This window comes from Mesorhizobium sp. RCAM 05099 (assembly GCF_059683685.1).
The window spans coordinates 5039871-5064037 of record NZ_CM185035.1 but is presented as its reverse complement, the minus strand read 5'-3'; the positions used below and the strand labels follow the sequence as shown (position 1 = coordinate 5064037).

The following is a 24167-nucleotide window of genomic DNA, read 5'->3' as shown; positions in this document are numbered from 1 at the left end:
GATGGATTGTGATCATAGGGAGGATGCGGACCGGGCGCTGATCGGCGCCCGGTCAAAGGCCCTGGTCAGATGACGAAAAACCAGTTGGCGAGCAGCATCACCACGACACCGGCGACCAGCGTCAGATAGGGCAGCATTCCCGCCTTTTTGACCGAGAGGTCGGCACCCGTCATGCCGAGGTCCGCCATCATATGGTCGGGGAACTTGCCGCCATCCTGGATGTAGTGCCGGTAGCAGAACACCGGGATGATCAGCGCAGCCGTGATCAGCCCGGCCCACAGTGCCATCGGGTTCCAGACCTTGGCACCGGCGCCCATGAAGATCGCATTGACGTAAGCGAAGATGGCGCCGACGCCGAGCAGCCAACTCGGTGCCTTCCATGGCCGCGCGATATGGCCGTTGTCGATGCGATGGATCCAGCCGGCGTTGAGGTTGAGGAAGTTGAAGATGATGTAGCCGCAGTTCGACACGGCGAGGATGAAGAAGAAGCTCGTGGCGTCGGCCGAGGCGATGGCCAGCACGATCAGGTTGAAGACGAGGTCGGTCCACATGGCACTGGTCGGCGCGCCATGTTCGTTGACATGGCTGAGATAGCGCGGCAGCCAGCCGTCGACGGAGCCCTGATAGAGTGTGCGCGAAGAACCCGCCATCGCCGTCATGATGCACAGCACCAGCGCCAGGATCATCAGCATCACCAGCAAGCTGTGAATCAGCGCTCCGCCACCGACCATGCCGGCCAGCGCGTCGGCAACGCCGGAGCCATCGACGATCGGTGTTGCCAGCATGCCGTTCAGCCCCAGCACGCCCTGGAAGGTGAAGGGCACCAGGATGAACAGCAGCATGCACAACAGGCCGGAATAGAAGATGGCCTTGAACGTGTCGGTACCGGGGTTCTTGAACTCCGAGGTGTAGCAGACGGCGGTCTCGAAGCCGTAGGTCGACCACGCCGCGATGAACATGCCGCCAAGCACGAGGGTCCAGCCGGCGATATTCCAAGCGCCGGGCTCGGGCGCATAGGCGGCTGCCAGCGGTACCAGCGGCGAAAAATTCGCCCAGTTGATCTGGCCGGTGACGATCGGCACGACACCGACGATCAGCATCGGGATGATGACCAGCAGGCCGATATATTTCTGCACATTGGCCGTGCCCAGGATGCCGCGATGCTGGATCGAGAAGATGATCAGCATCAGCACCGCGCCGATGAAGAAGGTTGCGTTCAACGTAAAGGAAACCGGACCCAGCGTGTGGCTGTACAGCGTCCAGTTGCGGATTGCCGGCGTGGCGGCCGCGGTCACCGCCGTGACGGCGTCGGCGGCACTCGTTCCGGCATGCGCCGCGATATAGGCGACGACGTCCGGCGAGGCATCGGTGAACAGCGGCACCGGCGCCAGCGCGTTGAGGATATAGGCGGCGGCGATCGAGCAGCCGAGCGACAGCACCGGTGACCAGGCGAACCAGTTGCACCACACCGATAGCGGCGCGATGAACTTCGAATAACGCAGCCAGGCGGTGGCGCCGTAGATCGAGGCGCCGCCGGACTTGTTCGGGAACAGGCCGGCGATTTCGGCATAGGTGAAGGATTGCAGGAAGCCCATGATCATGGACGCCGTCCAGATCAGGAAGGCCAATGTTCCGGTCGTGCCGGCAATGCCGCCGATCGAGAACAGGACCAGCGCCGGAACGCCGCTTGCCACCCAGAAAGCGCCACGCCAGTCGATATGCCTCAGCAGCTTGCTTTCGGCAGGCTGCTCCAGGGCCGTGCTTATCGTGCTCATATGTGTGAATTCCCCTTTTTTGCTGTTCCCCGCCGGCGGTGCCTCGGCTTCGCGAAGCTTGTCCCCCGGCATGTGATGGCACGACTGCTGTGTTTCCACTCAGTCGTATTTTTTTCTTAAGAGTGAAGATTGATCCGGCGCGCTTTCACGTCAAGCGTTTTGTGGCGCCGTGCACATAACGCTTACGAGCGTGCGAGCTCACGCGTCCGGCGACATCATCGACCGCCTGGTCTGTGCGTCGCGAAAGCGGCCGTCAGGAGCGTGGTCTGGTCTTCTGCGGGTCGTAGTGCGCGAAAGCGACGACGCGCGCCGGCAGCCGTTTGCTGTGGCCGTCGAGCTTGCCGATCTCGACCTCGGTGCCGACGGCTGAATGGGTGACATCGAGCCTCGCCAGCGCGATGTTCTTGTTCAACAGGGGAGAGCGCATGCTGGAGGTGACCACGCCAATCTGCGCGCGGCCGACATGGACGCGGTCGCCATGGCCCACGGTGACATTGGCGTCGATGTCGAGGCCGACCAGCTTTGTTTGCGGGTTCTCCTTGCGCCGGATCAGCGCCTCGCGGCCGATGAAGTCATCGGTCTTGGTCTTCAGCGGCACGGTGAAGCCGATGCCGGCCTCGAAGGGATCGGTCTGGTCGGAGAACTCGTAGCCGGCGAAGATCAGCCCGGCCTCGATGCGCACCATATCGAGCGCCTGCAGCCCCATCGGCTTCAGCCCATGCGGCTGGCCCGCCTCCCAGATCGCGTCGAACACTTTCTCGGCGTCACGCGGATGGCACCAGATCTCATAGCCGAGCTCGCCCGTATAGCCGGTGCGCGAGACAACGACGGGAATACCGTTGCCGCCGCCAATGCGCGCGACAGCAAAACGAAACCACTCGAGTTCGTCGATCGACGGCTGCAGCGGCGAGGTCCAGATCACCTGCCTGAGAATGTCGCGGCTCTTCGGCCCCTGCACGGCGACATTATGCATCTGGTCGGTCGAGGAACGCACCAGCACGTTGAGGCCGAGCTTCGTCGCCGTCTCGCGCAGCCATTCGCCGGACAGAACGTCGCCGCCGACCCAGCGGAAATTGTCCTTGCCGAGGCGCAGCAGCGTGCCGTCGTCGATCATGCCGCCGTGCTCGTAGCACATCGCCGAATAGACGACCTGGCCGACGCCGAGCTTCTTGAGGTCGCGGGTCAGCGTGTATTGCAGCAAGGCTTCGGAATCCGGGCCGGTGACCTCGAACTTGCGCAGCGGCGACAAGTCCATGATCACGGCGTCCTGCCGGCAGGCCCAGTATTCGTCGATCGGACCTTGCTTGGCGAAGGAATTGGCCAGCCAGTAGCCCCGGTACTCGACGAAGTTGCGGGTGTGCTTGGCAAAGCTCGAATGAAAAGCGGTCTCGCGGGTCATTTTGGGTTCCGAATCGGGCGTCATGCGTCTGGCGATCGCTCGCGAGAATTTGTGCTGGCCAGAATAGGTCCGCACATGGATGTCGGTCAGGTTCCAGCCATTGGCCGGCGTCGTGTCGTCGGGGCAGGCGGAGGAAACGCAGACGATGTCGGTGAGCGCGCGCAGCAGCACATAGTCGCCCGGCCGTGACCACGGCTCGTCGGACACCATGACGCCATGCGCGTCGATTGCCGTGTTGAAGAAGAAGTTGATCGCCATCCAGCCAGCGCGCGGATTGACGCCGTTGTCCGACAAAGCGCGGTTGAAGTTCTCCGAGCAGTTGGCGTGGCCGGGATAGCCGATGTCGTCGTAATATTTGGCCGCGCAAGCGAGCGCGAAGGCGTCATGCCGGCCGCAGGTATCCTGCACCACCTCGACCAGCGGCTCCATGTCCTGGTCGTAGTACTTCGAGTGCAGGCCGGGCATCGGGTAGCTCGATCCCATCAGCGTGCGGGTCGTCGTCACGTCGAGCGGGTGGTCGAGGCCTTTGTCCAGCTTGCGCGCTGAAAAGCACTGGAAGTCGGTGCACTGGCGCCCGTCGACATCGATGATCTGCAGATAGTCCCCGGCTTTGACAAAGTAGGATTCCGCCGTCGCCGAATGGACCCGCAAATCGAGCACCGGATCGGCGAGTGGATCGGCCAGCTGCGATTTCGCCGCCGGACGGATGGTGGCCCGCCGGACGATAACCGTGAGCGGTGTCGCCGTGTCGTGGGCGTCAACCAGCATCGGCCCACCGGGGGCGGCGATGACCATCGAGCCGTCGCGCAGGGCAGTGAAACCCTGCTCGGTGCCGGCGGGTGTGGAACCGCCAAACAAACGCAGCGCCTTGGCTTGGTCGAACTGCACCTGACGGCGCGCGAGCCCGCGCCGAAGCGCGGCGAGACTGTCATCGCCCCCGGCGAGCAGCGCCTTGATCCCGGCCGCATTGCTGTTCGATGTCTCACCGAAAATGCCGGTATCGGTCGCTCCGGTCTTGTCCCAAGCCAGCAGTTCGCAGGCCTGCCCACCCTCGACGTTGCGCACGGTGATTGTGTCGCCGGCTTCGACCTCGATGAGCACCGCGCCGTTTCCCTGGATCGTATAGCGCTCCATGCCCGGCGGCAGCGCGATCTGGCCGGGCCTCAGGATAAGGCTCGGCGTGGGCGGTCCGGCTGCGATTGCAGGGTAGGGCGACTGGCTCATCTCAGCCTTGCGGTTCGAGAAACAAGTTTGCCTGTATGTGAAATTATTTTAGCAGCAAGAATAGGCAGCAAGGCCGTATTTGGCAAGGCGGACGTGGCGGCTACCCATCGCCAGCGAGGTTGAAAACTAGGCCAGTTCCTCGGAGTGGCGGATGTCGACGCCGTATTCAGCGGCAGCATCAAGCATCGTGTGCCACAGGCTTTCGGCGAAGGTCGCAAACACCAGAAGGTTGAACACCGCCTGCCCATCCGGCCGGTCGCCGCCGCGCCAGAGCGTGACGCTGGTGTGATCCATTGATGTCGCAGCAGCCGAGCCGATGGGGAATACTCCCGGGTGCAGGTCGATCGACGACAGCTTGGCCAGCATGATGCGCGCCTTCGATCCGGAAATGCCGATCAGAGCACGGGCATGCGACTGGTCCGACAGCGAGGCGGGGCCGGACAAGGCCGGCGCCAGCGTTTGCATTGTGTGTTTGCCGCCCTTCGACAGCACGAAAAACTGATCCGGCCCCGACCAGATAAGCGTGGCGTCCGAGGTCTGCACCGCCTTGGGCGCATCTGGAGCCGCCACGCCGAAACGGGCCATTGCCGCCTTTGCCAGTTCAGCCGCCTGGCCGCGCCGCGCCATCACTTGGATCAGGTCGAAATCGCGGATCTCGGTCAGCGAGACGCCGGCCTCGATACCGCGTGCACCATGCGTGCCGGTGACAAGCGCATGCTCGAGCGGACTGCGGGAAACCCAGGAAAACTCAGCCACGCTGGCGCCCTCCATCCGGATCGTAGAAGACGGGATTGCACAGTTCGACATCATAGTCTTCGCCGCGCAGCGGGTCATGCGCATGGACGACTTCACCGATGCGCTCGCGCCCGCGCTCGACGAGGCCGAGCCCGATCCACTGGTCGAGCGTCGGCGAGAAACACACCGAGGTGACGTAGCCCTGGTCGTTGCCCGGGCCGGGTGTCTGTCCCTTCGGGATGATGTGCGCGCCCGAACGCAGACGTCGTGCCTTATCCGTGGGCTTGATGCCGACGACGACCTGACGTTCCGGCGCGACGAGTGCCTCGCGCCCGGCCATGACGCGGCCGATATAGTCCTTCTTGGTCGACATCATCTTGCCCAGGCCAAGATCGGCCGCCGTTGTCGTTCCGCTCAGCTCTGGGCCGGCGACGTGACCCTTTTCGACCCGCATGACGCCAAGCGCCTCGGTGCCGTAAGGCGTCACGCCGAATGGCGCGCCCGCCAGCATCAAATTGCGTGCCATGGCATCGCCGAAGCGTGCCGGCACGGAAATCTCGAACGCCATCTCACCTGAGAACGAGATGCGGAACAGCCTTGCCTTGATGCCGCCGCGCAACGCCACTTCGCGGGCGCCCATGAACGGAAAGCCTTCATTGGAAAGGTCTTCGGCCGGATCGACGATTTCTTTCAGCAGGTCGCGGGTCTTCGGTCCGGCGATCGAGAATTGCGCCCACTGGTCTGAGACCGAGGTCAACTGCACGTCGAGTTCCGGAAACAGCACCTGCCGGCAGAATTCGAGATGCTGCATCACCAGTCCGGCCTTGGCGGTGGTGGTGGTCAGGAAATAGTGGTCCTCGGCCAGCCGGGACGTCGTGCCGTCGTCATAGACGATGCCGTCCTCGCGCAGCATCAGCCCGTAGCGGGCCTTGCCCACGGCAAGATTGGAGAAGGTGTTGATGTAGACGCGATCAAGGAAGGCGCCGGCATCCGCGCCGTGCACGTCGATCTTGCCGAGCGTCGAGACATCGCAGAAGCCGACACCGCCGCGCACCGCCTTGACCTCGCGGGTCACCGATTCCAGCCAGTCCTTCTCGCCGGCGCGCGGATACCATTGCGCGCGCTTCCACAGGCCGGTGTCGACGAAGACAGCACCTTGTTCCACGGCCCAGTGATGCGACGGCGTCAGCCGCGTCGCATGGAAAGTCTCGTCGCGATGGTGGCCGGCGAAGGCGCCGATGGCGACCGGCACATAGGGCGGCCGGTAGATCGTCGTGCCGGTCTCGGGAATTGACCGGCCGCTCACCGCCGCCATGATGGCGAGGCCGGCGACGTTGGAGGTCTTGCCCTGGTCGGTCGCCATACCCAGCGTCGTATAGCGCTTCAGGTGCTCGACCGATTCAAAGCCTTCGCGCTGCGCCAGTTCGATGTCGGACGCCGTCACATCGTGCTGGTAGTCGACAAAGGCCTTGCCCTTGCCGGCGACGTGCCAGAGCGGGGTGAGCGAGAACGCTTCGTTGTCGGCGATCGGCGCTGTACCCGCCTTGCCGCTGTGCCCAGCATCATGCGCTGCGGCGGCACCCGCCGCAAATCCCTGGCTCAAGCAGGCGTCGAGCCCGAAGGCGCCGTTCGCGGCACCGGCGGCGACCATGCCGGGAGGCGCGCCATCCGGCACGAAGGCGGCGATGTCGTCGCGCCATTTCGGCCGGCCGCGATGATAGGAGGTCAGCCCGACTGCAGGGTTCCAGCCGCCGGAGACGGCAAGCCCGTCGGCCTCGACTTCGGCGCGTGCGCCGCCGGCGAGCGAGACGGCAATTTTCCTGACGCCATCCTTGCCGCCGTCGACGCCGCTGACGGAGCCGTGCAGCACCGGGAAGCCGCCCTTGGAGGCCAGCGAGCGATGGGCGGCCGACACATCCGAGCGCGCATCGACGACCGCCGCGATCTGCAACCCGGCATCGAGGGCTGTCTCGACCGTGCGCCAGCCATCCTCATTGTTGGTGAATAACGCGACGCGTTTTGCCGGCGTTGCGGCGTATCGAGCGATATAGGTCCGCATCGCCGAAGCCATCATCACGCCGGGCGTGTCGTTGCCGGCAAAGACGATCGGCCGCTCAATGGCGCCGGCGGCGACCACGCAGCGTTTGGCCACGATTCGCCACAGCCGCTGGCGCACCGGTGCTCGGGCGGCGAGGGCAAATGGTCGTTGACCCGTTCGATCGCGCCATAGGTGCCGCCATCATAGACGCCGAACAGCGTCGTGCGGGTCATGATGCGGACATCGGGCATCGCCGCGAGTTCGCTCAGCGTCCGCGACAGCCACTCGGCTGCCGCAACGCCGTCGATCGTGCCGCCGTCCGACAGCAGGCGGCCACCGGGCGTGAAATCCTCTTCGCACAGGACAACGCGGGCGCCGCTGCGACCGGCGGCGAGTGCTGCCGCCAGACCGGCCGGGCCGGAGCCGGCGATCAGCACATCGCAATGCGCCCACGCCTTGTCGTAGTGGTCGGGATCGGCAACGCCGGCGGCACGGCCAAGGCCGGCGGCGCGGCGGATTGCCGGCTCGTAGATCGCCTCCCAGAATTTCGCCGGCCACATGAAGGTCTTGTAGTAGAAGCCGGCGACGAAGATCGGCGCGAACAGCTGGTTCACCGACATCACATCGTGGCGCAGCGACGGCCAGCGGTTCTGGCTGGCGGCCTCGAGCCCTTCATAGAGTTCGGCGGTCGTTGCCTTGGTGTTCGGCTCGCGCCCGGCGCCCGTGCGCAATTCGACCAGCGCGTTGGGCTCTTCCGAGCCTGCGGTCAGGATACCGCGCGGGCGATGATATTTGAACGAACGGCCGACCAGCTTGACGCCGTTGGCGATGAGTGCGGAGGCGAGCGTGTCGCCCTGGAATCCGGAAAATGTCTTGCCGTCGAAGCGGAAGTTCAGCGACGCCGAGCGGTCGATAAGACCGCCCTTGTCCAGCCGGTGTGTCTGCGCGCCGGCCATCACGCGTCAACCTTGGCGGCACCGGCGCCCGCTGCCGGCTCGACCGAAGAAATCTCGTGCGTCAGCGTGTTGCGGGCGACCTTAAGCCACGCCCGGCAGCCGCCGCCGTGGTACCAGTGTTCGCTCGTTTCACCGGCGACATTGTCGCGCAGATAGACATAGTCGAACACCTCGTCTTCCGAGGCGCCGGCCACTGGCCGCACCGGCTTGGCGTCGCCGAGATAGGTGAACTCGCCGAGTTCGCGTTCGCCGCAGAAGGGACAGACAATACGCATGGTTTCTTGACCGTCCTCAGTGCAGGTTCGGTTGGGCGCCCTGGCCCTTTTCGTCGATCATCGCACCGCGCCGGAAGCGATCGAGGCGGAACCTTGCGGCCTCTTCGTGCGGCGTGTCGCGGGCCAGCAGATGGGCAAAGACGAAGCCCGATCCCGGCGTCGCCTTGAAGCCGCCATAGCACCAGCCGGCATTGAGGTAGAGGCCGTCCACCGGGCTCTTGTCGATGATCGGCGAGCCGTCCATCGACATGTCCATGATGCCGCCCCACTGGCGCAGCAGACGTATGCGGCCGATCATCGGCATCAGCGCCATGCCGCCTTCGCAGACGTCCTCCATCACAGGCATGTTGCCGCGCTGGGCGTAGGAATTGTAGCCATCGATGTCGCCGCCGAAGACCAGACCGCCCTTGTCCGACTGGCTGACATAGAAATGGCCGGCGCCGAAGGTCATGACGTTGGGCAGCAGCGGCTTGATCGCCTCGGAGACGAAGGCCTGCAGCACATGGCTTTCGATCGGCAGGCGCAGGCCCGCCATCGCCGCGACCCGGGACGATGAGCCGGCAACCGCCATGCCGACCTTGCCGGCGCCAATCTTGCCGCGCGAGGTCTCGACGCCGGTCACCTTGCCGTTGGCATCGCGCACGAAGCCCGTCACCTCGCAGTTCTGGATGATGTCGACACCGAGCGCACTCGCCGCATGGGCATAGCCCCAGACCACGGCGTCGTGCCGTGCCGTGCCGCCGCGCCGCTGCAACAGCCCGCCTTGCACGGGAAAGCGCGCATTGTCGAAGTTCAGGAACGGCATCATCTTCTTGACCGCGGCGAGGTCGAGCAGTTCGGCGTCGATGCCGTTGATACGCATCGTGTTGCCGCGTCGCGCATAGGCGTCGCGCTGTGCGTCGGAATGGTAGAGGTTGACGACGCCGCGCTGGCTGACCATCGCGTTGTAGTTGAGATCCTGCTCCATCCGCTCCCACAGCTTCATCGACAATTCGTAGAAGCCGGTGTTGCCGGGCAGGCCGTAGTTGGAGCGGATGATGGTGGTGTTGCGGCCGGCATTGCCGGAACCGATCCAGCCTTTTTCCAGCACGGCGACATTCTTGATGCCGTATTCGCTGGCCAGGAACCAGGCGGTTGCCAGGCCATGGCCGCCACCACCGATGATCACCACGTCATAGTGGTCCTTCGGCGTGGCATCGCGCCAGGTGCGTTGCCAGTTCTTGTGACCGGAAAGCGCGGCGCGGGCGAGCGAGAAGATCGAGTATTTCATACGTTCATTCCGAGGTCGCTCGCACCGCTGGGCAGTCAGATATCCAGCGTGTGGTCGCGCTCCCATTGCGTGAAGTGCGAAGCATAGGAATTCCATTCCTGGTGCTTCAGCTTTAGGTAGGCCGACGAGAATTCCTCACCCAGCGCCGCCTTGAGCGATTTGTCCTTGTCGAACTCGCGCAAGGCGTCGAGCAGGTTGAGCGGCAGCTTCGGCGCGCCCTTCACGGTATGACCGTGCTGGTACATGTCGATGTCGTAACGCTTGCCGGGGTCGGCCTTCGAGCGGATGCCGTCGAGGCCGGCGGCGATGATGACCGCCTGCAGCAGATAGGGGTTGGCCGCGCCGTCGGGCAGGCGCAGTTCGAAACGGCCGGGGCCGGGCACGCGCACCATGTGGGTGCGGTTGTTGCCGGTCCAGGTCACCGTGTTCGGCGCCCAGGTCGCGCCCGAGATGGTGCGCGGCGCGTTGATGCGCTTGTAGGAGTTGACCGTCGGGTTGGTGATCGCGGCCAAGGCCGAGGCATGCTTCATGATGCCACCGAGGAAGTTCTTGCCCTTGGCGGAGAGGCCGAGCTCCATCGAATTGTCGGCGAAGACATTGGTCTTGCCGGCCTTGTCCCACACCGAGATGTGGGCATGGCAGCCATTGCCGGTCAGGCCCTGGAACGGTTTTGGCATGAAGGTGGCGCGCAGGCCATGCTTCTCCGCGATCGACTTGACCATGAACTTGAAGAAGGAGTGCTTGTCGGCGGTGGCGAGCGCATCGTCGAAGGCCCAGTTCATCTCGAACTGACCGTTGGCATCCTCGTGGTCGTTCTGGTAGGCGCCCCAGCCGAGCGCCAGCATGTGGTCGCAAATCTCGGCGATGACGTCATAGCGGCGCATCACCGCTTGCTGGTCGTAGCAAGGCTTCGACGCGGTGTCGTATTCGTCCGAAATCGTCTTGCCGTCGGGCGAGATCAGGAAGAACTCAGCCTCGACGCCGGTCTTCACATGCATGCCGTCACTCGCCGCCTCGGCGATGAGCCGCTTCAGCGTGTTGCGCGGCGCCTGGTCGACCTCCTTGTCGTCCATGATGCAGTTGGCGGCGACCCAGGCGACATCGGGCTTCCATGGCAGCTGGATGACCGAAGCCGGGTCCGGCACTGCCAGCATATCCGGGTGTGCCGGCGTGAGATCCAGCCAGGTAGCGAAACCGGCAAAGCCGGCGCCATCCTTCTGCATGTCGGCGATCGCCTGCGCCGGCACCAGCTTGGCACGCTGGCCACCGAACAGGTCGGTGTAGGAAATCATGAAATACTTGACGCCGTTCTCTTTGGCGAATGCGGCGAGATCGTTCCCCATTATAATTCCTCGCTTATGGTATTTTTGGTGGTCTGATGTCTTAGAAGCCGTTTTTCCCCGGTATCCAGTTGGTGCCGGCCAGCGGCACGCCGGCCATGGCGGCGGCCTCGATCGTCAGGGCGACGAGGTCCTCGGGTTCGAGATTGTGCAGGCTGTTCTTGCCGCAGGCGCGGGCAATGGTCTGCGCCTCGAGCGTCATCACCTTGAGGTAGTTCGCCAGCCGGCGTCCGGCGGCCACCGGGTCGACCCGCTTCATCAGTTCCGGGTCCTGCGTGGTGATGCCCGCCGGGTCGCGTCCCTCGTGCCAGTCGTCATAGGCGCCGGCCGTGGTGCCGAGTTCGTTGTATTCGGCCTCCCAGCGAGGATCGTTGTCGCCGAGCGCGACAAGGGCGGCTGTGCCGATCGACACGGCATCGACGCCGAGCGCCAGCGCCTTGGCGACATCGGCGCCGTTGCGGATGCCGCCGGAGACGATCAACTGCACCTTGCGGTGCATGCCGAGATCCTGCAGCGCCTGCACCGCTGGCCTGATACAGGCGAGCGTCGGCTGGCCGACATTCTCGATGAACACTTCCTGCGTGGCGGCCGTGCCGCCCTGCATGCCGTCGACGACGACGACATCGGCACCGGCCTTCACCGCAAGCGCTGTATCGTAGTAGGGGCGCGCGCCGCCGACCTTCACGTAGATCGGCTTTTCCCAGTCGGTGATTTCGCGCAGTTCGAGGATCTTGATCTCGAGATCGTCGGGGCCGGTCCAGTCGGGGTGTCGGGAGGCCGAGCGCTGGTCGATGCCTTTCGGCAGCGTGCGCATCTCGGCCACGCGGTCGGAGATCTTCTGGCCGAGCAGCATGCCGCCGCCACCGGGCTTGGCGCCCTGGCCGACAACGACCTCGATGGCATCCGCCCGGCGCAGGTCGCGCGGGTTCATGCCATAGCGGGATGGCAGGTACTGATAGACCAGCGTCTTGGAATGGCCGCGCTCTTCCTCGGTCATGCCGCCATCGCCCGTGGTGGTCGAAGTGCCGGCCAGCGTCGCGCCTCGGCCGAGGGCTTCTTTCGCCGGGCCGGACAACGAACCAAAGCTCATCCCGGCTATGGTGATCGGGATCTTCAGTTCGATCGGCTTCTTGGCATGGCGGGAGCCCAGCACGACACTGGTGTCGCAGCGCTCGCGATAGCCTTCGAGCGGATAGCGCGAGATCGAGGCGCCGAGGAACAGGAGGTCGTCGAAATGCGGTAGCTTGCGTTTGGCGCCACCGCCACGGATGTCATAGATGCCGGTCGCCGCGGCGCGGCGGATTTCGGAAAGCGTGTAGTCGTCGAAGGTCGCGGATTTGCGCGGCGTCGTCGGCGGATTCTTGTAGGTCATGCTGCCTCAATACGCGTCGGCGTTGTCGATATTGAAATTGTAGAGCGTGCGCGCCGAGCCGTAACGCTTGAATTCCGCCGGCTTGATGCCAGTCACGCCGGCGCGGTCGAGCAGGCCTTGCAGCAATTCCAGATGTTCGGGCCGCATCTCCTTGGCGATGCAGTCGGCGCCGAGGCTGTCGACATTGCCACGCACGAAAAGCCGCGCCTCGTAGATGGAATCGCCCAGTGCATCGCCGGCGTCGCCCAGCACCACCAGATTGCCGGACTGCGCCATGAAGGCCGACATGTGGCCGATATTGCCGCGCACGACGATGTCGATGCCCTTCATCGAGATGCCGCAGCGCGACGACGCGTTGCCTTCGATGACCAGCAATCCACCCTTGCCGGTGGCGCCGGCATACTGGCTCGCGTCGCCCTTGATGATGATCGAGCCCGACATCATGTTCTCGCCGACGCCGGGTCCCGCCGAGCCATGTACTGTGATCGTGGCACCGTCATTCATGCCGCCACAGTAATAGCCGACGCTGCCGCGCACATCGATGGAAACAGGCTGGTCGACTCCGACGGCGACCGAATGGCTGCCCTTCGGGTGCAGCACTTCCCATGCCGTTTCATTCGAGCCGGGCGTCAGATTGTGCAGGGCCTGGTTGAGCTCGCGCAGCGACATGACGTCGAGGTCGAAGACGCGCGCGTGGCTTTGGTCGCGCGTTGCCTTGGAGGTTGCCGGCATGACTCAATGCTCCCAGAAATAGACGGTTGCGGGCTCCGGTTCCCAGACCCTCGCATTGTCTATGCCGGGCAGTTTGGTCAGCGCGCGGTACTCCGATCCGAAGGCGACATACTGGTCGGTCTCGGCCATGACGGCGGGCTTGCAGGCGATCGGATCGCGCACGACGCCGAAGCCGTTCTTGGTGCCGACGACGAAGGTGAAGAAGCCGTCGAGGTCGGAGAGCGTGCCTTCCAGCGCTTCGCCGAGGTTCTTGCCATGCGCCATCTGCGAGGAGAGATAGGCGGCCGCGACTTCGGTGTCGTTCTCGGTCTCGAATTTCATGCCTTCGCGAACCAGCTCGCGGCGGACATTGTTGTGGTTCGACAGCGAGCCATTGTGCACCAGGCACTGGTCGGCGCCGGTCGAGAACGGATGCGCGCCCATCGTCGTCACCGCCGATTCCGTCGCCATGCGGGTATGGCCGATGCCATGCGTGCCAGTCATGCTGCGGACGTCGAAACGGTCGACCACCGCCTCCGGCAGGCCGACTTCCTTGTAGATTTCAACAACGTCGCCTGTACCCATGATGCGGATGTCGGGACGCAGTGCCTGGATGGCCTCGCGCGCTTCGTCGATCTTGGCGGGCGTGGTCCTGATCACGGCGTGGGTCGATTTCACCACGATGCTCACCGGCGTTCCGATGGCTTTGGCGAGTTCGGTGTCGAGTCCGCGGAAATCGCGCTCCGGCTTGGCCGACTGGATGGTGATCTTGGCCTCATTCTTGGAAGGCGCGCCGTAGATGGCGATGCCGGCGCTGTCCGGGCCGCGATCGCTGAGCGAGATCAGCATTTGCGACAGCATCGAGCCGAGCTGGGGCTCAAGCGACTTATCCTTCAAAAACAGTCCGACGATTCCACACATGTCAGCCTCCCGGCGTTTGTAGCTAGAAGATGATGTATCGAATGAGTCCCATAAATTCAATCGTATGAAAAAAATATTCCTCTAGTTACGTGTGCGGCGCAATGCCGCCATGACCACTATCGCTGCCCTGGCGGGCATTGTGAACCCATTGGGCATGGCGTATGCGGGCTAACTTGTAGGCATCAAGGACCGACAAGGCATAGATCAGGAAGCCACCCGCATGGCGGCCGACGAAGCTGGCATCGGGCGGGGCGATCTTGGCCGTCACCCATGCCAGGATCACCACGAAGAAAAGAAACTGCAGGCCGCGCACCGGCACGCCGAGAATGACGTGTCCGCTAGCCGGCAAGACAATCGCGGCGCCGAGAACGACATACGGATTTGCCGGGGCGGGCGGGGTGGTGGAGTTGGTCATGCGGCTTGCCGTTCGTTTCTGTTGATGGCGTCGCGAAGCGTCGACGCTGATTCCAGCAGTCTCTCGATCAGTGTCGGGTCCAGCGTGGCGTCGCCAAATTCGGCTTGCCGGAAGACGCCGTAGCGTGCGCGTTCCGCCTCTGCCAGCAGCCAGACGACGCGCACTCCGTTCGGAGTGATCAGCAGTTCCTTGGCGCGCCCTTCGGAAAAGATCCCCAGGTGATCGGCGATGATCTCCTGCGGGAAGCGGACGCCTTTGCGATCCGTCCGCACCAAGGCCTCGGCCGGCAATGCCGAACTCTTCGGCAGCGTATGATCGAGATGATCGAAATTGGAGAAGGTCGTTGGCGACCCCGGCCTCATCATCATGTCGAACGTGCCCGGCACCGCCACCTTTTCGGTGATCGAGACGCTCAGCCAGCGCGCCGGAAGTTTTCTCGTCGCCAGCGTGTCGACGATGGTGCGTATCTGGACGCGCTGGCCGTTCCAAGATCCTTCCCAGGTAAGGACACCGGCGGTGCCGTCAGAGACGTCGGCTGCGTCGGCAATGACGGTGCGGATGTTGGCTTGCTCGACGGCGAGCGCCACTGCCGCCCTGTTGCGGCTGGCGCGCGCCAGCCAGGCAAGGTGAAGGACGAGAGCCAGGACAATTGCGCCGGCAAGCAGTGCTGACGTCACCTCGGACATTTCGTCATGCCAGGCCCGCCCGGTATCCGGACGGCCTTTCTCCCATCAATAGCCCTGCGGCTTCGGCCACGGCATGGTGAACTGGTCGCCGCGCCGCACGAATTTGTAGCGGTAGAAATGGAACCACAACGAGATCAGGAAGTAGAAGGCGACCATCGCGATCAGCTGCGAACCGAAGCCGAGGAAGATCGCGAAGAAGGTCACCACGCACAGGCAGAACAGGACGATCGCCGGCAGCGGATGGAAGGGGTGCGTGTAGCCGCGGCGGATCGAGCCGAGCGGCCACTTCTTCCTGAACATGAGGATGTTGATGCTCATGAACGTATATTGCAGCACTCCCGACAGGATCGAGAAGGTGATCGCCTGGTTGAGGTCGGCGATGAAGGCGAAGGCAAGCGCGATCGGCAAAAGGAACAGGATCGAGCGATAGGGCGTGCGATATTTTGGGTGCACGGCCGAAAACCAGCTCGGCAGATAGCGGTCGCGGCCGAGCGAGAACCAGGCCCGTGCCGCGTCGTTGATGCAGCCATTGGCCGACGCAAGTGCCGCCAGCAGCGTCGCGATGAACAAAAGGTTCTCGAGCAGCGGGCTGCCGGTCAGCTTGCCGGCGTCCCACAGCGGATAGTAGGTGATGCCGAGATATTCCCACGGCATCAGCGAGGCGCAGACATACCAGGTCATGGCGGCGGCGACCAAAAGCGTGATCATGCCAGCCATGGTGCCGTAGGGCAGGGAGCGGGCCGGCGAGCGCACTTCCTCGGCCGCCTGCGTTGTGCCTTCGATGCCGAGATAAAACCAGATGCCGAACTGGAAGGCGGCGATGACGCCGATCCAGCCATAGGGCAGGGCGTTTTCGGGAGTGACCAGCTCATTGAGCTTCAGCACGGCGCCTTGCGTCCATGGGCTGACCGAGAAGAACAGGATGACGATCGAGATATAGGCGATCGCGGTGATGACGAAGTTGACGTTGAGCGTCATCAGCACGCCGCGATAGTTGAGCCACGCCAGCACCACGATGGTTGCGGCGATGAAGGAATTATGGGTAAGTCCTTCGACGCCGGCCTTGGCGACGATGGTGTCACCAAGCAGGATGGCATCGGACACTTCCAGCATGGTGTACGCGAAGACCAGGAACAGCGCGACGTTGAAAGCCATCAGCGGGCCGACGATATGCTTGGCCTGCGCGTATTGGCCGCCGGCAGCGGCGACGGTCGATGTCACCTCGGAATCGATCATGGCGACCGAGGTATAGAGCAGTCCGACGATCCAGCAGACGATCAGCGCCGCCAGCGCGCCGCCCTTGTCGGCGGCAAAATTCCAGCCGGTGAACTCGCCGACCAGAACGATGCCGACGCCGAGCGCCCAGACATGGGCCGGGCCAAGCACGCGCAGCAGTGAGACCCTGTCTCCGTGGATTGCCGGTTCAAGCGTGATCGTCATTGTTCAATCCCCACTCAGATCCGGTGTTTTTCGGAAACGGCTTCAAGCTCGCCTTCGCGTGAGGAAGTCAGGACATCCTCGGTGTAGGTGGTATCCACCTTGAACCAGTCGTAGAGCATCCACAGAGCGAGCACGATCGATATGCCCCAAGATGCGTAAGAGAGTGCCACCCACATGATGCGTCCCCCGGATTACTTGTCGTCGAACTTTTCATTGATGACGTCGCGATATTCGCGGTCGGATGCGCGGAACAGGAACACGAAATAGCCGATCAGCACCGCGGCCATGATGATCAGCGTCGGCCAGTCGATCACGTAATGGAAACGGTTCTGGATGATGTCGTGCGCCGTTTCCGGCGTGTAGCCGAGCCTTTCCCAGATCGAGGCCATGGTCGGGTTCTGGCCAAGCGCTTCCCAGGTCTTTGCGTCGAGTACATCGATGGACTTCGCAGCTCCGGCGAGACCCAGCTTCAGCGGCAACCACAGCGCCACGAATATGGCGACCACCACGACGACGATATCGAAGATCTGCCCGGCCTTGCTCTGCTCCGGCGGTGTGTAGCGGGACATGCTTTCTACCCCTCAGGACTTGCGGTTGCGGAACGCGTCGGCGTTCTTGATGTCGAGCCCGTAGATGAAGTCCTTGTCTTCCTTGTAGTGTTTGACCATCGCCAGGATGGCGGCCGTGTTGAAGATCAGCACCGCGGCGGCGGCGATCGCCACCACGAGCTTGATCCCCGCATCGGGTATGTGTGGCCAGGTCATCAGCAGGACGAAGAGGATCGTCGCCCACAGGCAGATGATCAGCAGCGCGGATCCGCGCAGGTCGGAACGGTATAGCGCCTCGATGCGCTGCTGCAGGTCTGACATCGGTTTTCCCCTTTTTGCCGACGCCCGGTTCCGAATCCACCGTCCGCCGCCCTCTTTCAAGAGAGTGAAATTTTTTCATAAATTCAGACCGAATTCTGCAATTGTCAAGGCGAATTTACGTTGAGTTAACCGTTTGGTTCGGCGGTCGATTTTGCCTGACAATGAAATTACTTGCTTGCAGGGGATTGCAGGCCTCCGGCGTTTACGATCAATATTCGACCAAAGCTCCGGCATGTGTGCAAAGGAGCAGGGAACAGCAGGATTTTTGGACGGAGGACTGGCGGATGACGGCATCCTGGAGATTTTCGACCCTGGCGGATCGCCATCGCGCGCTTGGTTCGAAGCTCGAAGACTGGAGCGGCATGGGAACCGCCTGGACCTATGACAAGGATGCCGACGAGGAGTACATTGCCATCCGCACCAAGGCCGGGCTGATGGATGTGTCGGGCCTGAAGAAGGTCCACATCACCGGGCCGCACGCCTCGCATCTCATTGACCTCGCCACCACGCGCGACGTGGAGAAGATCTATCCGGGCAAGTCGGCCTATGCCTGCATGCTGAACGAGGCGGGAAAATTCACCGACGACTGCATCCTCTACCGCACCGGCCCGAACGCCTGGATGGTCGTGCACGGTTCGGGCACCGGCCATGAGGAGCTGCAGCGCGCGGCCATGGGCCGCGACGTGTCGCTGCGATTCGACGACAATCTGCATGATTTGTCGCTGCAGGGGCCGACATCGGTCGACTATCTGGCCAAGCATGTGCCGGGCATTCGCGATCTCAACTATTTCCATCACATGCAGACGCAGCTGTTCGGCTTGCCCGTGATGATCTCGCGCACCGGCTACACCGGCGAGCGCGGCTACGAGATCTTCTGCCGCGGCCAGGATGCCGGCACGATCTGGGATAGGATCCTCGACGAGGGCAAGAGCGCCGGCATCATCCCGTGCCGCTTCACCACGCTCGATATGCTGCGCGTCGAAAGCTACCTCTTGTTCTACCCCTACGACAATTCGCAGAAGTACCCGTTCGAGAATGAAGGCCCCGGCGACACGCTGTGGGAACTCGGCCTCGACTTCACCGTCAGCCCCGGCAAGACCGGCTTCCGCGGCGCCGAGGAACACTATCGCCTCAAAGGCAAGGAGCGCTTCAAGATCTACGGCGTCCTGCTCGACGGCAAGGAGCCGGCCGACGAGGGCGCGCCGGTCTATCGCGACGGCAAACAAGTCGGTGTGGTGACCTGCGCCATGTATTCGCCGCTGGTCAAGAAATCGATGGGCATCGCCCGCCTCGACATCGACTGCGCGGTCAAGGACACCAGGCTGGAAATCCGCAACAAGAGCGGCGCCGTCAAGGCGACGGCGCAGCCGCTTCCCTTCGATGATCCCAAGAAGACCAAGCGCACGGCGAAAGGTTGAGGCATAGTCGACAGCGAGGGGTTCGAGGCACGAAGACTTAAATGGCAGCCAAAAGCATCATCAGCCGGCCCGTTTACGGAACCTTGTCTCCGCAACCGGGCAAGCACCATCTTTTCATCGCCGATGCCGAGGGTGCGCTCGCTATATCGGACATGGCCGGGAGAGCCCCAGCCGGGTTTTTCGACGGCGCCGAAATCGACTTCATTCCAGGGCCCGACGGCAAGCACGTCGCCGCCCTCGAAGCGCTGAAGCCGGCGCAGTTTCATCAGGCGCCGTCCTTCGCCAGCCTGTTGCCCCGGCTGAAGCAAACGCTGGCCAACGCGCACATGGGCTTGCGTCTCTATCTTGCCGGCACCGAAGGCCTGATTGGCCAGGCCATGCAGGTGGCACTCGAAGCCGGCATCGACCACACCTCGATCCAGACCGAGCATCGCGGCTCGCTGGCGCGCCGCATGCAGTGCGTCCACTGCAAGGGCATCACCGAGAATGTGACGACTCAGCCGGCGACCTGCGCGCATTGCGGCCTGCTGCTTCTGGTGCGTGATCACTATTCCCGGCGCATCGCCGCCTTCCAGGGTGTGTGCATCAACGCCGAGGATCGCAGCGAAATCCCTCCGATGGAGGAGATCTTCCGATGAGCACCGGCACCACCAAGCTCGATGTCGTCGTCAGCGACGTCGTCCCGGTCAACGAACTGGTCACCCGCTTCCATTTCCGCCGGCGCGACGGGCAGCTGTTGCCGACCTTTTCCGGCGGCGCCCATGTCGTGGTCGAGATGCGCGACGGCGAGCGCACCCGGCTCAATCCCTATTCGCTGATGGGCTCGCCGCTCGACACGCGCGAATACACGATCTCGGTGCGCCGCGACGATGTCGGCCGCGGCGGTTCGCTGTTCATGCACAGGAGCGTCAGGCCCGGCCTGGAGATGGTGATCAGCTATCCGGTCAATCTGTTCTCGCTCGACCTGCGTGCCAGGAAGCACCTGATGTTGGCGGGCGGCATCGGCGTCACGCCGTTCATGGCGCAGACCGCGCAGCTGGCGGCGGAAGGCGGCAACTTCGAACTGCATTATACCTGCCGCACTGCTTCGCTCGGCACCTATGCCGATGTGCTGCGGGAGCGCTACGACCGCCGTATCAGACTCTACCATGACGACCGCGACGAGCGCATCGAGCTCGACCGGCTGCTGTCGACACAACCGCTCGGCACGCATCTCTACGTCTGCGGCCCCTCAGGCATGATCGGCTGGGTGCGCGACCGGGCGGCCGCGCTGGGCTGGCCGGGGGAGACCGTGCATTTCGAGCATTTCGCGGCACCCCAGCCTGGGCTGCCGTTCGACGTGACGCTGGCGGTCAGCGGCAAGACCATCAGGGTCGATGAACAGCAGAGCCTCCTGGAAGCGATCGAGGCCGCCGGCGTCGATCCGCCCTACCTCTGCCGGGGCGGCGTCTGCGGCCAGTGCGAAACCAATGTCGTCTCCTATGACGGCAAGTTCATCCACAACGACCACTGGCTGAGCGAGGAAGACCACCGCTCCGGCTGCAAGATCATGCCGTGCGTGTCGCGCTTCGAGGGCCGGTCGCTGGTGCTGGAGCGGTAGGAGGAAATCATGGGCATCACCTTCCGCAAGGAAACGTTCCGCGACGACTTCACCTTCAAGAACAGCCCGGAGCATATCAGGCGGTTTCCGTTCCCCTTCCACGAAGACGCCTACATGTATGCGGTCAACATCGAGCCGCATGTCGTCGGGCCGAAGGGCAGCGTGCTGGAAAACCTGATCGACGTCGACGAGCACTATGTCGCCGAGATGCAGGACCGGGCTTTGGTGCTGGCCGAGGACCCGTTGCGCTGCCAGTCGCTGCCGCACATGACGCTGGCCGGCTGGGACCTGCTGGAGCTTCTGATGGAGCAGCAGGCGCTGGGCTATCCCGAGCATTTCACGCTGACCCGCGATGGCGACCGCTGGCGCTGGATCAACCGGCCGCTCGGCATCGATGACACCTTCACCTTCGGAGACACCTCAACACTGCCCTACGGGCCGATGGAGTATATCACCCGGCAAAGCCAGGGCGATTTCTGCATTCTCGATCAGCGCGACGGCAATCTGTGGATGGATGCCGGCATGGTCACCACGCAGGCCGACTGGTCGCTCGATTTCGACATCGGCATGAACTTCTTCGAGTGGCACGCGCCGGTGCCGCTGGCGCATGAGAAGGGGATCTTCACCCGGGCGCTGAAATTCCTCACCAACATCCAGCAAGGCAAGCCGGCGCGGCGCCTGAACTGGACGATGACCATCAATCCACGCCTCGATACGAGCCCGGAAAACTACCACAAATGGGGTCCGGACCGGACGACGGTGACACCGGAGAACGTTGGCGACAAGGTGCATCTGCGCGTCGAGCTGCAGAGTTTCTGGCGGCTGCCGCGCTCGAATGGCATCGTCTTCCCGATCCGCTGCTACCTGATCAAGATGGATGAACTGGTGACGCAGCCGAAATGGGCAAGGCGCCTGCATCGCGTCATCCGCGACCTGCCGGACGAACTCGCCAACTACAAGGGTCTGACGCGCTATAGGCCGACGCTGGTCGAGTGGCTGTCGAAGCTGGATGATGGCAGCCCGACCAGTCCGGGGTTTGGGCCGGATTGAGATCCGCCTGCTACTATTTCCACAGGTCATTCGATTTTACCCTTACCGAATTAACGCCACTTCTGGAACATGCAGCGAGGTTTGTTCGGATAAGGCTTTCGATGTCTGCGTCAAACTTCGACACCAGATGATAGATGAGGCCTGATTTTCTTTCTCCGGTTGGATAATGTGATCCGATGACGGAAAATCCCGAATATACCTTCCGCTACATGCGGAAGGATCATACTGGCCAACTTCACAATGGCATTACGTTGGTTGAGAGATACGTTGATGCGGCGGTGAGGCAGCACGCTTTGATGATGGAAGCGTGGCAGGCAAAGCAGCCCAAGCGGGCTCTGGTGGAACTACACTTTTCTCTAATTTCCGTCGACAGAGTTAAGGACGGCATTGCGTTGGCAGCTAGAGTCCTAGGTAATGAAATGACTAATCATTTGAGTGCGCTTGATCTAATCTTTTACAAGCAGGCCAGGGACCATTTTGAGTATATCGATGACCGTCTGTACATATCTCGCAAGAATGCTCCAAAGCCGATTGAGGAAAATGGATTTGTGCGAACGATTCACTTTGGCTTGTCGGCTAAGGAAACGACTTTCCAGTGGAGCGATCAAAGAATTGACATCTCGGGTCTGTTTTTAGACGCGTTTGTTGCGTGGGCCAAAGAAGCCTGCGCGATAGCCGACCGATCCCTCGTCGAACTTTGAAGTGTCGACAGGAAAACCTCACCCCGCACTGTTCTGCGGATAGCAGATGATCGAGAGATAGCGCATCGGCAGTCGTGTCAGTTGCTCGGGCCCATGCGGCGCATCGGCGTCGAAGAACAGGCTGTCACCGGGCTTCATCGGGTAGAGGTTGCTGCCATGCCGGTAAACGACCTCGCCCTCCAGCATGTAGAGGAACTCCATGCCCTCGTGCTGGAAGGTCGGGAACACATCGGAATCCTCGGTCAGGGTGATCAGATAGGGCTCGACGACGACGCCGCTGGTGTTCGAACCGATATGGCCGAGCAGATTGTACTGGTGGCCGGCGCGCGTGCCGCGACGCTCGACATCGAGCCCTTCGCCGGCCTTGACGAAGACGGCGCTCCGTTCCTCCTCGAAACGGCGGAAGAAGGCAGTGACCGGAACGCCGAGCGCCCGCGACAGCGCTTGCAAGGTGGTCAGCGACGGCGAGGTGATGCCGTTCTCGATCTTCGACAGCATGCCCAGCGAAATGTCGGTGGCGACCGCCAGATCGGCGACGGTGATACCGAGCTTCTTGCGGAACGCCCGCACCTCGCGGCCGATCGCCACCTCCAGCACTTTCTCGCGGGTGTCGCGGATGGCGTGCGGGTTCTGCGTCAGTGGTGCCCGGATAGTTTTGCCGTCCGCCGAGACCTTTGGCAGCGGCTTTGCCTTTGCACCGGCAGGGTTGGCGCCAGCCTTGGGATCGGAAGTCTTTTTAGCCATGTCGCCACCCCGGACTTTGAAGATTTATTTCACCCTAGGTGAACATATTCGGTGCCGATACAGGAGCGCAACCGCGACGGCAAGCCGTTTGGGGCGCATGCTCGTGATCCAGCGTTTGGTCGCGTTCGATTTCTGCGGGAAATCCGCCTTGGCGGAACGCTGTTTCAGCATGGAGGCTGTTGACAGCACGCAAGGGCCAATTACTGTCCTGTGAGTGAAATTTGTTTCGTTAGGGAAATCAGACCGGGAGGCCTGCAATGAAAAGTCGCGTTGCCGTCATTGGAGCCGGACCGTCCGGCCTGGCACAGCTTCGAGCCTTCAAGTCGGCGGCGGACAAGGGTGCCGAGATTCCCGAAATCGTCTGCTTCGAAAAGCAGTCCGACTGGGGCGGGCTGTGGAACTACACCTGGCGCACCGGCCTCGACGAGCATGGTGACCCGGTGCACGGCTCGATGTACCGCTACCTCTGGTCGAACGGGCCAAAGGAATGCCTGGAATTCGCCGACTACACTTTCGAGGAGCATTTCGGCCGGCCGATCGGTTCCTATCCGCCGCGCGCCGTGCTGTGGGACTACATCAAGGGCCGCGTCGAAAAGTCCGGCGTGCGCAAATGGGTGCGCTTCAACAGCCCGGTGCGCATGGTGACGTTTTCGGACGAGACGAAGAAATTCACCGTCACCGCGCATGACCGCACCAACGACGTCACCTATTCGGAAGAGTTCGACAATGTCGTCGTCGCTTCTGGGCACTCTATGAGGGCGTCGTCTGGGAGAAGAATCCGAAGTTGTTCTATATCGGCATGCAGGACCAGTTCTACACTTTCAACATGTTCGACGCGCAGGCCTGGTACGCGCGCGACGTCATCATGGGCCGCATCAAGCTGCCCTCCGCCAAGGCGATGGCCGAGCACAGCGCCAAGTGGCGCGCGCGCGAGGAAACGTTGGAAGACGCCGAGCAGATGATCTGGTTCCAGGGCGACTACACCAAGGAACTGATGGAGCAGACCGACTATCCGGGTTTCGACGTCGAGGCGGTCAACCAGACCTTCATGGAGTGGGAGCACCACAAGGGCGAAGACATCATGAGCTTCCGCGACCATGCCTACCGCTCGCTGATGACCGGCACCATGGCGCCGCTGCACCATACGCCGTGGCTGCAGGCACTGGACGATTCGATGGAGAGCTATCTCGAGGTCAAAGGGGTGGCGGCGGAATAGCCGTCGCGTCTC

General features: G+C 62.9%; 21 protein-coding genes and 2 pseudogenes. 6 read left to right on the top strand and 17 right to left on the bottom strand.

Annotation, left to right across the window (positions count from 1 at the left end):
• Window positions 1-65: 65 nt before the first annotated feature.
• From AC56QQ_RS25135 to AC56QQ_RS25060, 16 genes and pseudogenes are all read right to left on the bottom strand, one after another.
• On the bottom strand, window positions 66-1775 hold the full coding sequence (locus AC56QQ_RS25135) for a trimethylamine N-oxide permease (protein WP_489860304.1): 1710 nt from the start codon (window positions 1773-1775) through the stop codon (window positions 66-68).
• A gap of 253 nt (window positions 1776-2028) precedes the next feature.
• Window positions 2029-4398: a trimethylamine N-oxide demethylase gene (locus tag AC56QQ_RS25130; protein WP_497123771.1), complete on the bottom strand. Its 2370-nt coding sequence runs from the start codon at window positions 4396-4398 to the stop codon at window positions 2029-2031.
• Between the two features lie 126 nt (window positions 4399-4524).
• Window positions 4525-5154, bottom strand: a complete 630-nt coding sequence (locus tag AC56QQ_RS25125) for a sarcosine oxidase subunit gamma (protein ID WP_497123770.1) — start codon at window positions 5152-5154, stop codon at window positions 4525-4527.
• Window positions 5147-8127: pseudogene (locus AC56QQ_RS25120) on the bottom strand (sarcosine oxidase subunit alpha). Before AC56QQ_RS25120 ends, AC56QQ_RS25125 begins: the two are co-directional and overlap by 8 nt.
• Window positions 8127-8402 carry a sarcosine oxidase subunit delta gene (locus AC56QQ_RS25115; RefSeq protein ID WP_497123769.1) on the bottom strand — a complete coding sequence of 92 codons (276 nt, stop codon included), beginning with the start codon at window positions 8400-8402 and terminating at the stop codon, window positions 8127-8129. Before AC56QQ_RS25115 ends, AC56QQ_RS25120 begins: the two are co-directional and overlap by 1 nt.
• A 16-nt stretch (window positions 8403-8418) precedes the next feature.
• Entirely contained in the window at window positions 8419-9672 is a 1254-nt protein-coding gene (locus tag AC56QQ_RS25110; RefSeq protein ID WP_489860309.1) for a sarcosine oxidase subunit beta family protein, read from the bottom strand.
• A gap of 35 nt (window positions 9673-9707) precedes the next feature.
• Window positions 9708-11015, bottom strand: a complete 1308-nt coding sequence (glnT, locus tag AC56QQ_RS25105) for a type III glutamate--ammonia ligase (protein ID WP_091576536.1) — start codon at window positions 11013-11015, stop codon at window positions 9708-9710.
• A gap of 40 nt (window positions 11016-11055) precedes the next feature.
• A complete protein-coding gene (locus tag AC56QQ_RS25100; RefSeq protein ID WP_172351489.1) occupies window positions 11056-12384 on the bottom strand; it encodes an FMN-binding glutamate synthase family protein in 1329 nt (442 codons plus the stop codon).
• 6 nt (window positions 12385-12390) lie between these two features.
• A complete protein-coding gene (locus tag AC56QQ_RS25095; protein WP_497123768.1) occupies window positions 12391-13116 on the bottom strand; it encodes a GltB/FmdC/FwdC-like GXGXG domain-containing protein in 726 nt (241 codons plus the stop codon).
• 3 nt (window positions 13117-13119) lie between these two features.
• Complete coding sequence (locus AC56QQ_RS25090; RefSeq protein ID WP_497123767.1) at window positions 13120-14016, bottom strand: class II glutamine amidotransferase; 897 nt, start codon at window positions 14014-14016, stop codon at window positions 13120-13122.
• Between the two features lie 85 nt (window positions 14017-14101).
• A complete protein-coding gene (locus AC56QQ_RS25085) occupies window positions 14102-14431 on the bottom strand; it encodes a hypothetical protein (RefSeq protein WP_497123766.1) in 330 nt (109 codons plus the stop codon).
• On the bottom strand, window positions 14428-15117 hold the full coding sequence (locus AC56QQ_RS25080; protein WP_497123765.1) for a hypothetical protein: 690 nt from the start codon (window positions 15115-15117) through the stop codon (window positions 14428-14430). The genes AC56QQ_RS25085 and AC56QQ_RS25080 overlap by 4 nt, the downstream gene beginning before the upstream one ends.
• A 45-nt stretch (window positions 15118-15162) precedes the next feature.
• Window positions 15163-16557, bottom strand: coding sequence for an APC family permease (locus AC56QQ_RS25075; RefSeq protein ID WP_497123764.1), 1395 nt, complete (start codon window positions 16555-16557; stop codon window positions 15163-15165).
• 14 nt (window positions 16558-16571) lie between these two features.
• Window positions 16572-16733: a hypothetical protein gene (locus AC56QQ_RS25070; RefSeq protein WP_172351483.1), complete on the bottom strand. Its 162-nt coding sequence runs from the start codon at window positions 16731-16733 to the stop codon at window positions 16572-16574.
• A 15-nt stretch (window positions 16734-16748) separates the two neighbouring features.
• Window positions 16749-17126: a hypothetical protein gene (locus tag AC56QQ_RS25065; RefSeq protein ID WP_256749873.1), complete on the bottom strand. Its 378-nt coding sequence runs from the start codon at window positions 17124-17126 to the stop codon at window positions 16749-16751.
• 12 nt (window positions 17127-17138) lie between these two features.
• Entirely contained in the window at window positions 17139-17426 is a 288-nt protein-coding gene (locus AC56QQ_RS25060) for a hypothetical protein (protein WP_489860315.1), read from the bottom strand.
• Window positions 17427-17710: 284 nt separating this feature from the next.
• Between AC56QQ_RS25060 and AC56QQ_RS25055 the strand changes: the two genes are divergently transcribed.
• The 5 genes from AC56QQ_RS25055 (at window position 17711) to AC56QQ_RS25035 (ending at window position 22195) form a co-directional block, all read left to right on the top strand.
• Entirely contained in the window at window positions 17711-18844 is a 1134-nt protein-coding gene (locus AC56QQ_RS25055; RefSeq protein WP_497123763.1) for an aminomethyl transferase family protein, read from the top strand.
• A 41-nt stretch (window positions 18845-18885) separates the two neighbouring features.
• Window positions 18886-19482: a dimethylamine monooxygenase subunit DmmA family protein gene (locus tag AC56QQ_RS25050; RefSeq protein WP_091576522.1), complete on the top strand. Its 597-nt coding sequence runs from the start codon at window positions 18886-18888 to the stop codon at window positions 19480-19482.
• Entirely contained in the window at window positions 19479-20444 is a 966-nt protein-coding gene (locus AC56QQ_RS25045; RefSeq protein ID WP_497123762.1) for a PDR/VanB family oxidoreductase, read from the top strand. The genes AC56QQ_RS25050 and AC56QQ_RS25045 overlap by 4 nt, the downstream gene beginning before the upstream one ends.
• Before the next feature lie 9 nt (window positions 20445-20453).
• A complete protein-coding gene (locus AC56QQ_RS25040; RefSeq protein ID WP_457153360.1) occupies window positions 20454-21494 on the top strand; it encodes a heme-dependent oxidative N-demethylase family protein in 1041 nt (346 codons plus the stop codon).
• 176 nt (window positions 21495-21670) lie between these two features.
• On the top strand, window positions 21671-22195 hold the full coding sequence (locus AC56QQ_RS25035; protein WP_497123761.1) for a hypothetical protein: 525 nt from the start codon (window positions 21671-21673) through the stop codon (window positions 22193-22195).
• An 18-nt stretch (window positions 22196-22213) separates the two neighbouring features.
• Here the strand turns inward: AC56QQ_RS25035 and AC56QQ_RS25030 are convergent, their stop codons facing one another.
• Window positions 22214-22939 carry a helix-turn-helix domain-containing protein gene (locus AC56QQ_RS25030; protein WP_256749867.1) on the bottom strand — a complete coding sequence of 242 codons (726 nt, stop codon included), beginning with the start codon at window positions 22937-22939 and terminating at the stop codon, window positions 22214-22216.
• A gap of 257 nt (window positions 22940-23196) precedes the next feature.
• Between AC56QQ_RS25030 and AC56QQ_RS25025 the strand changes: the two are divergent.
• Window positions 23197-24155 (top strand): annotated as a pseudogene (locus AC56QQ_RS25025) (NAD(P)/FAD-dependent oxidoreductase).
• Window positions 24156-24167: the final 12 nt, after the last annotated feature.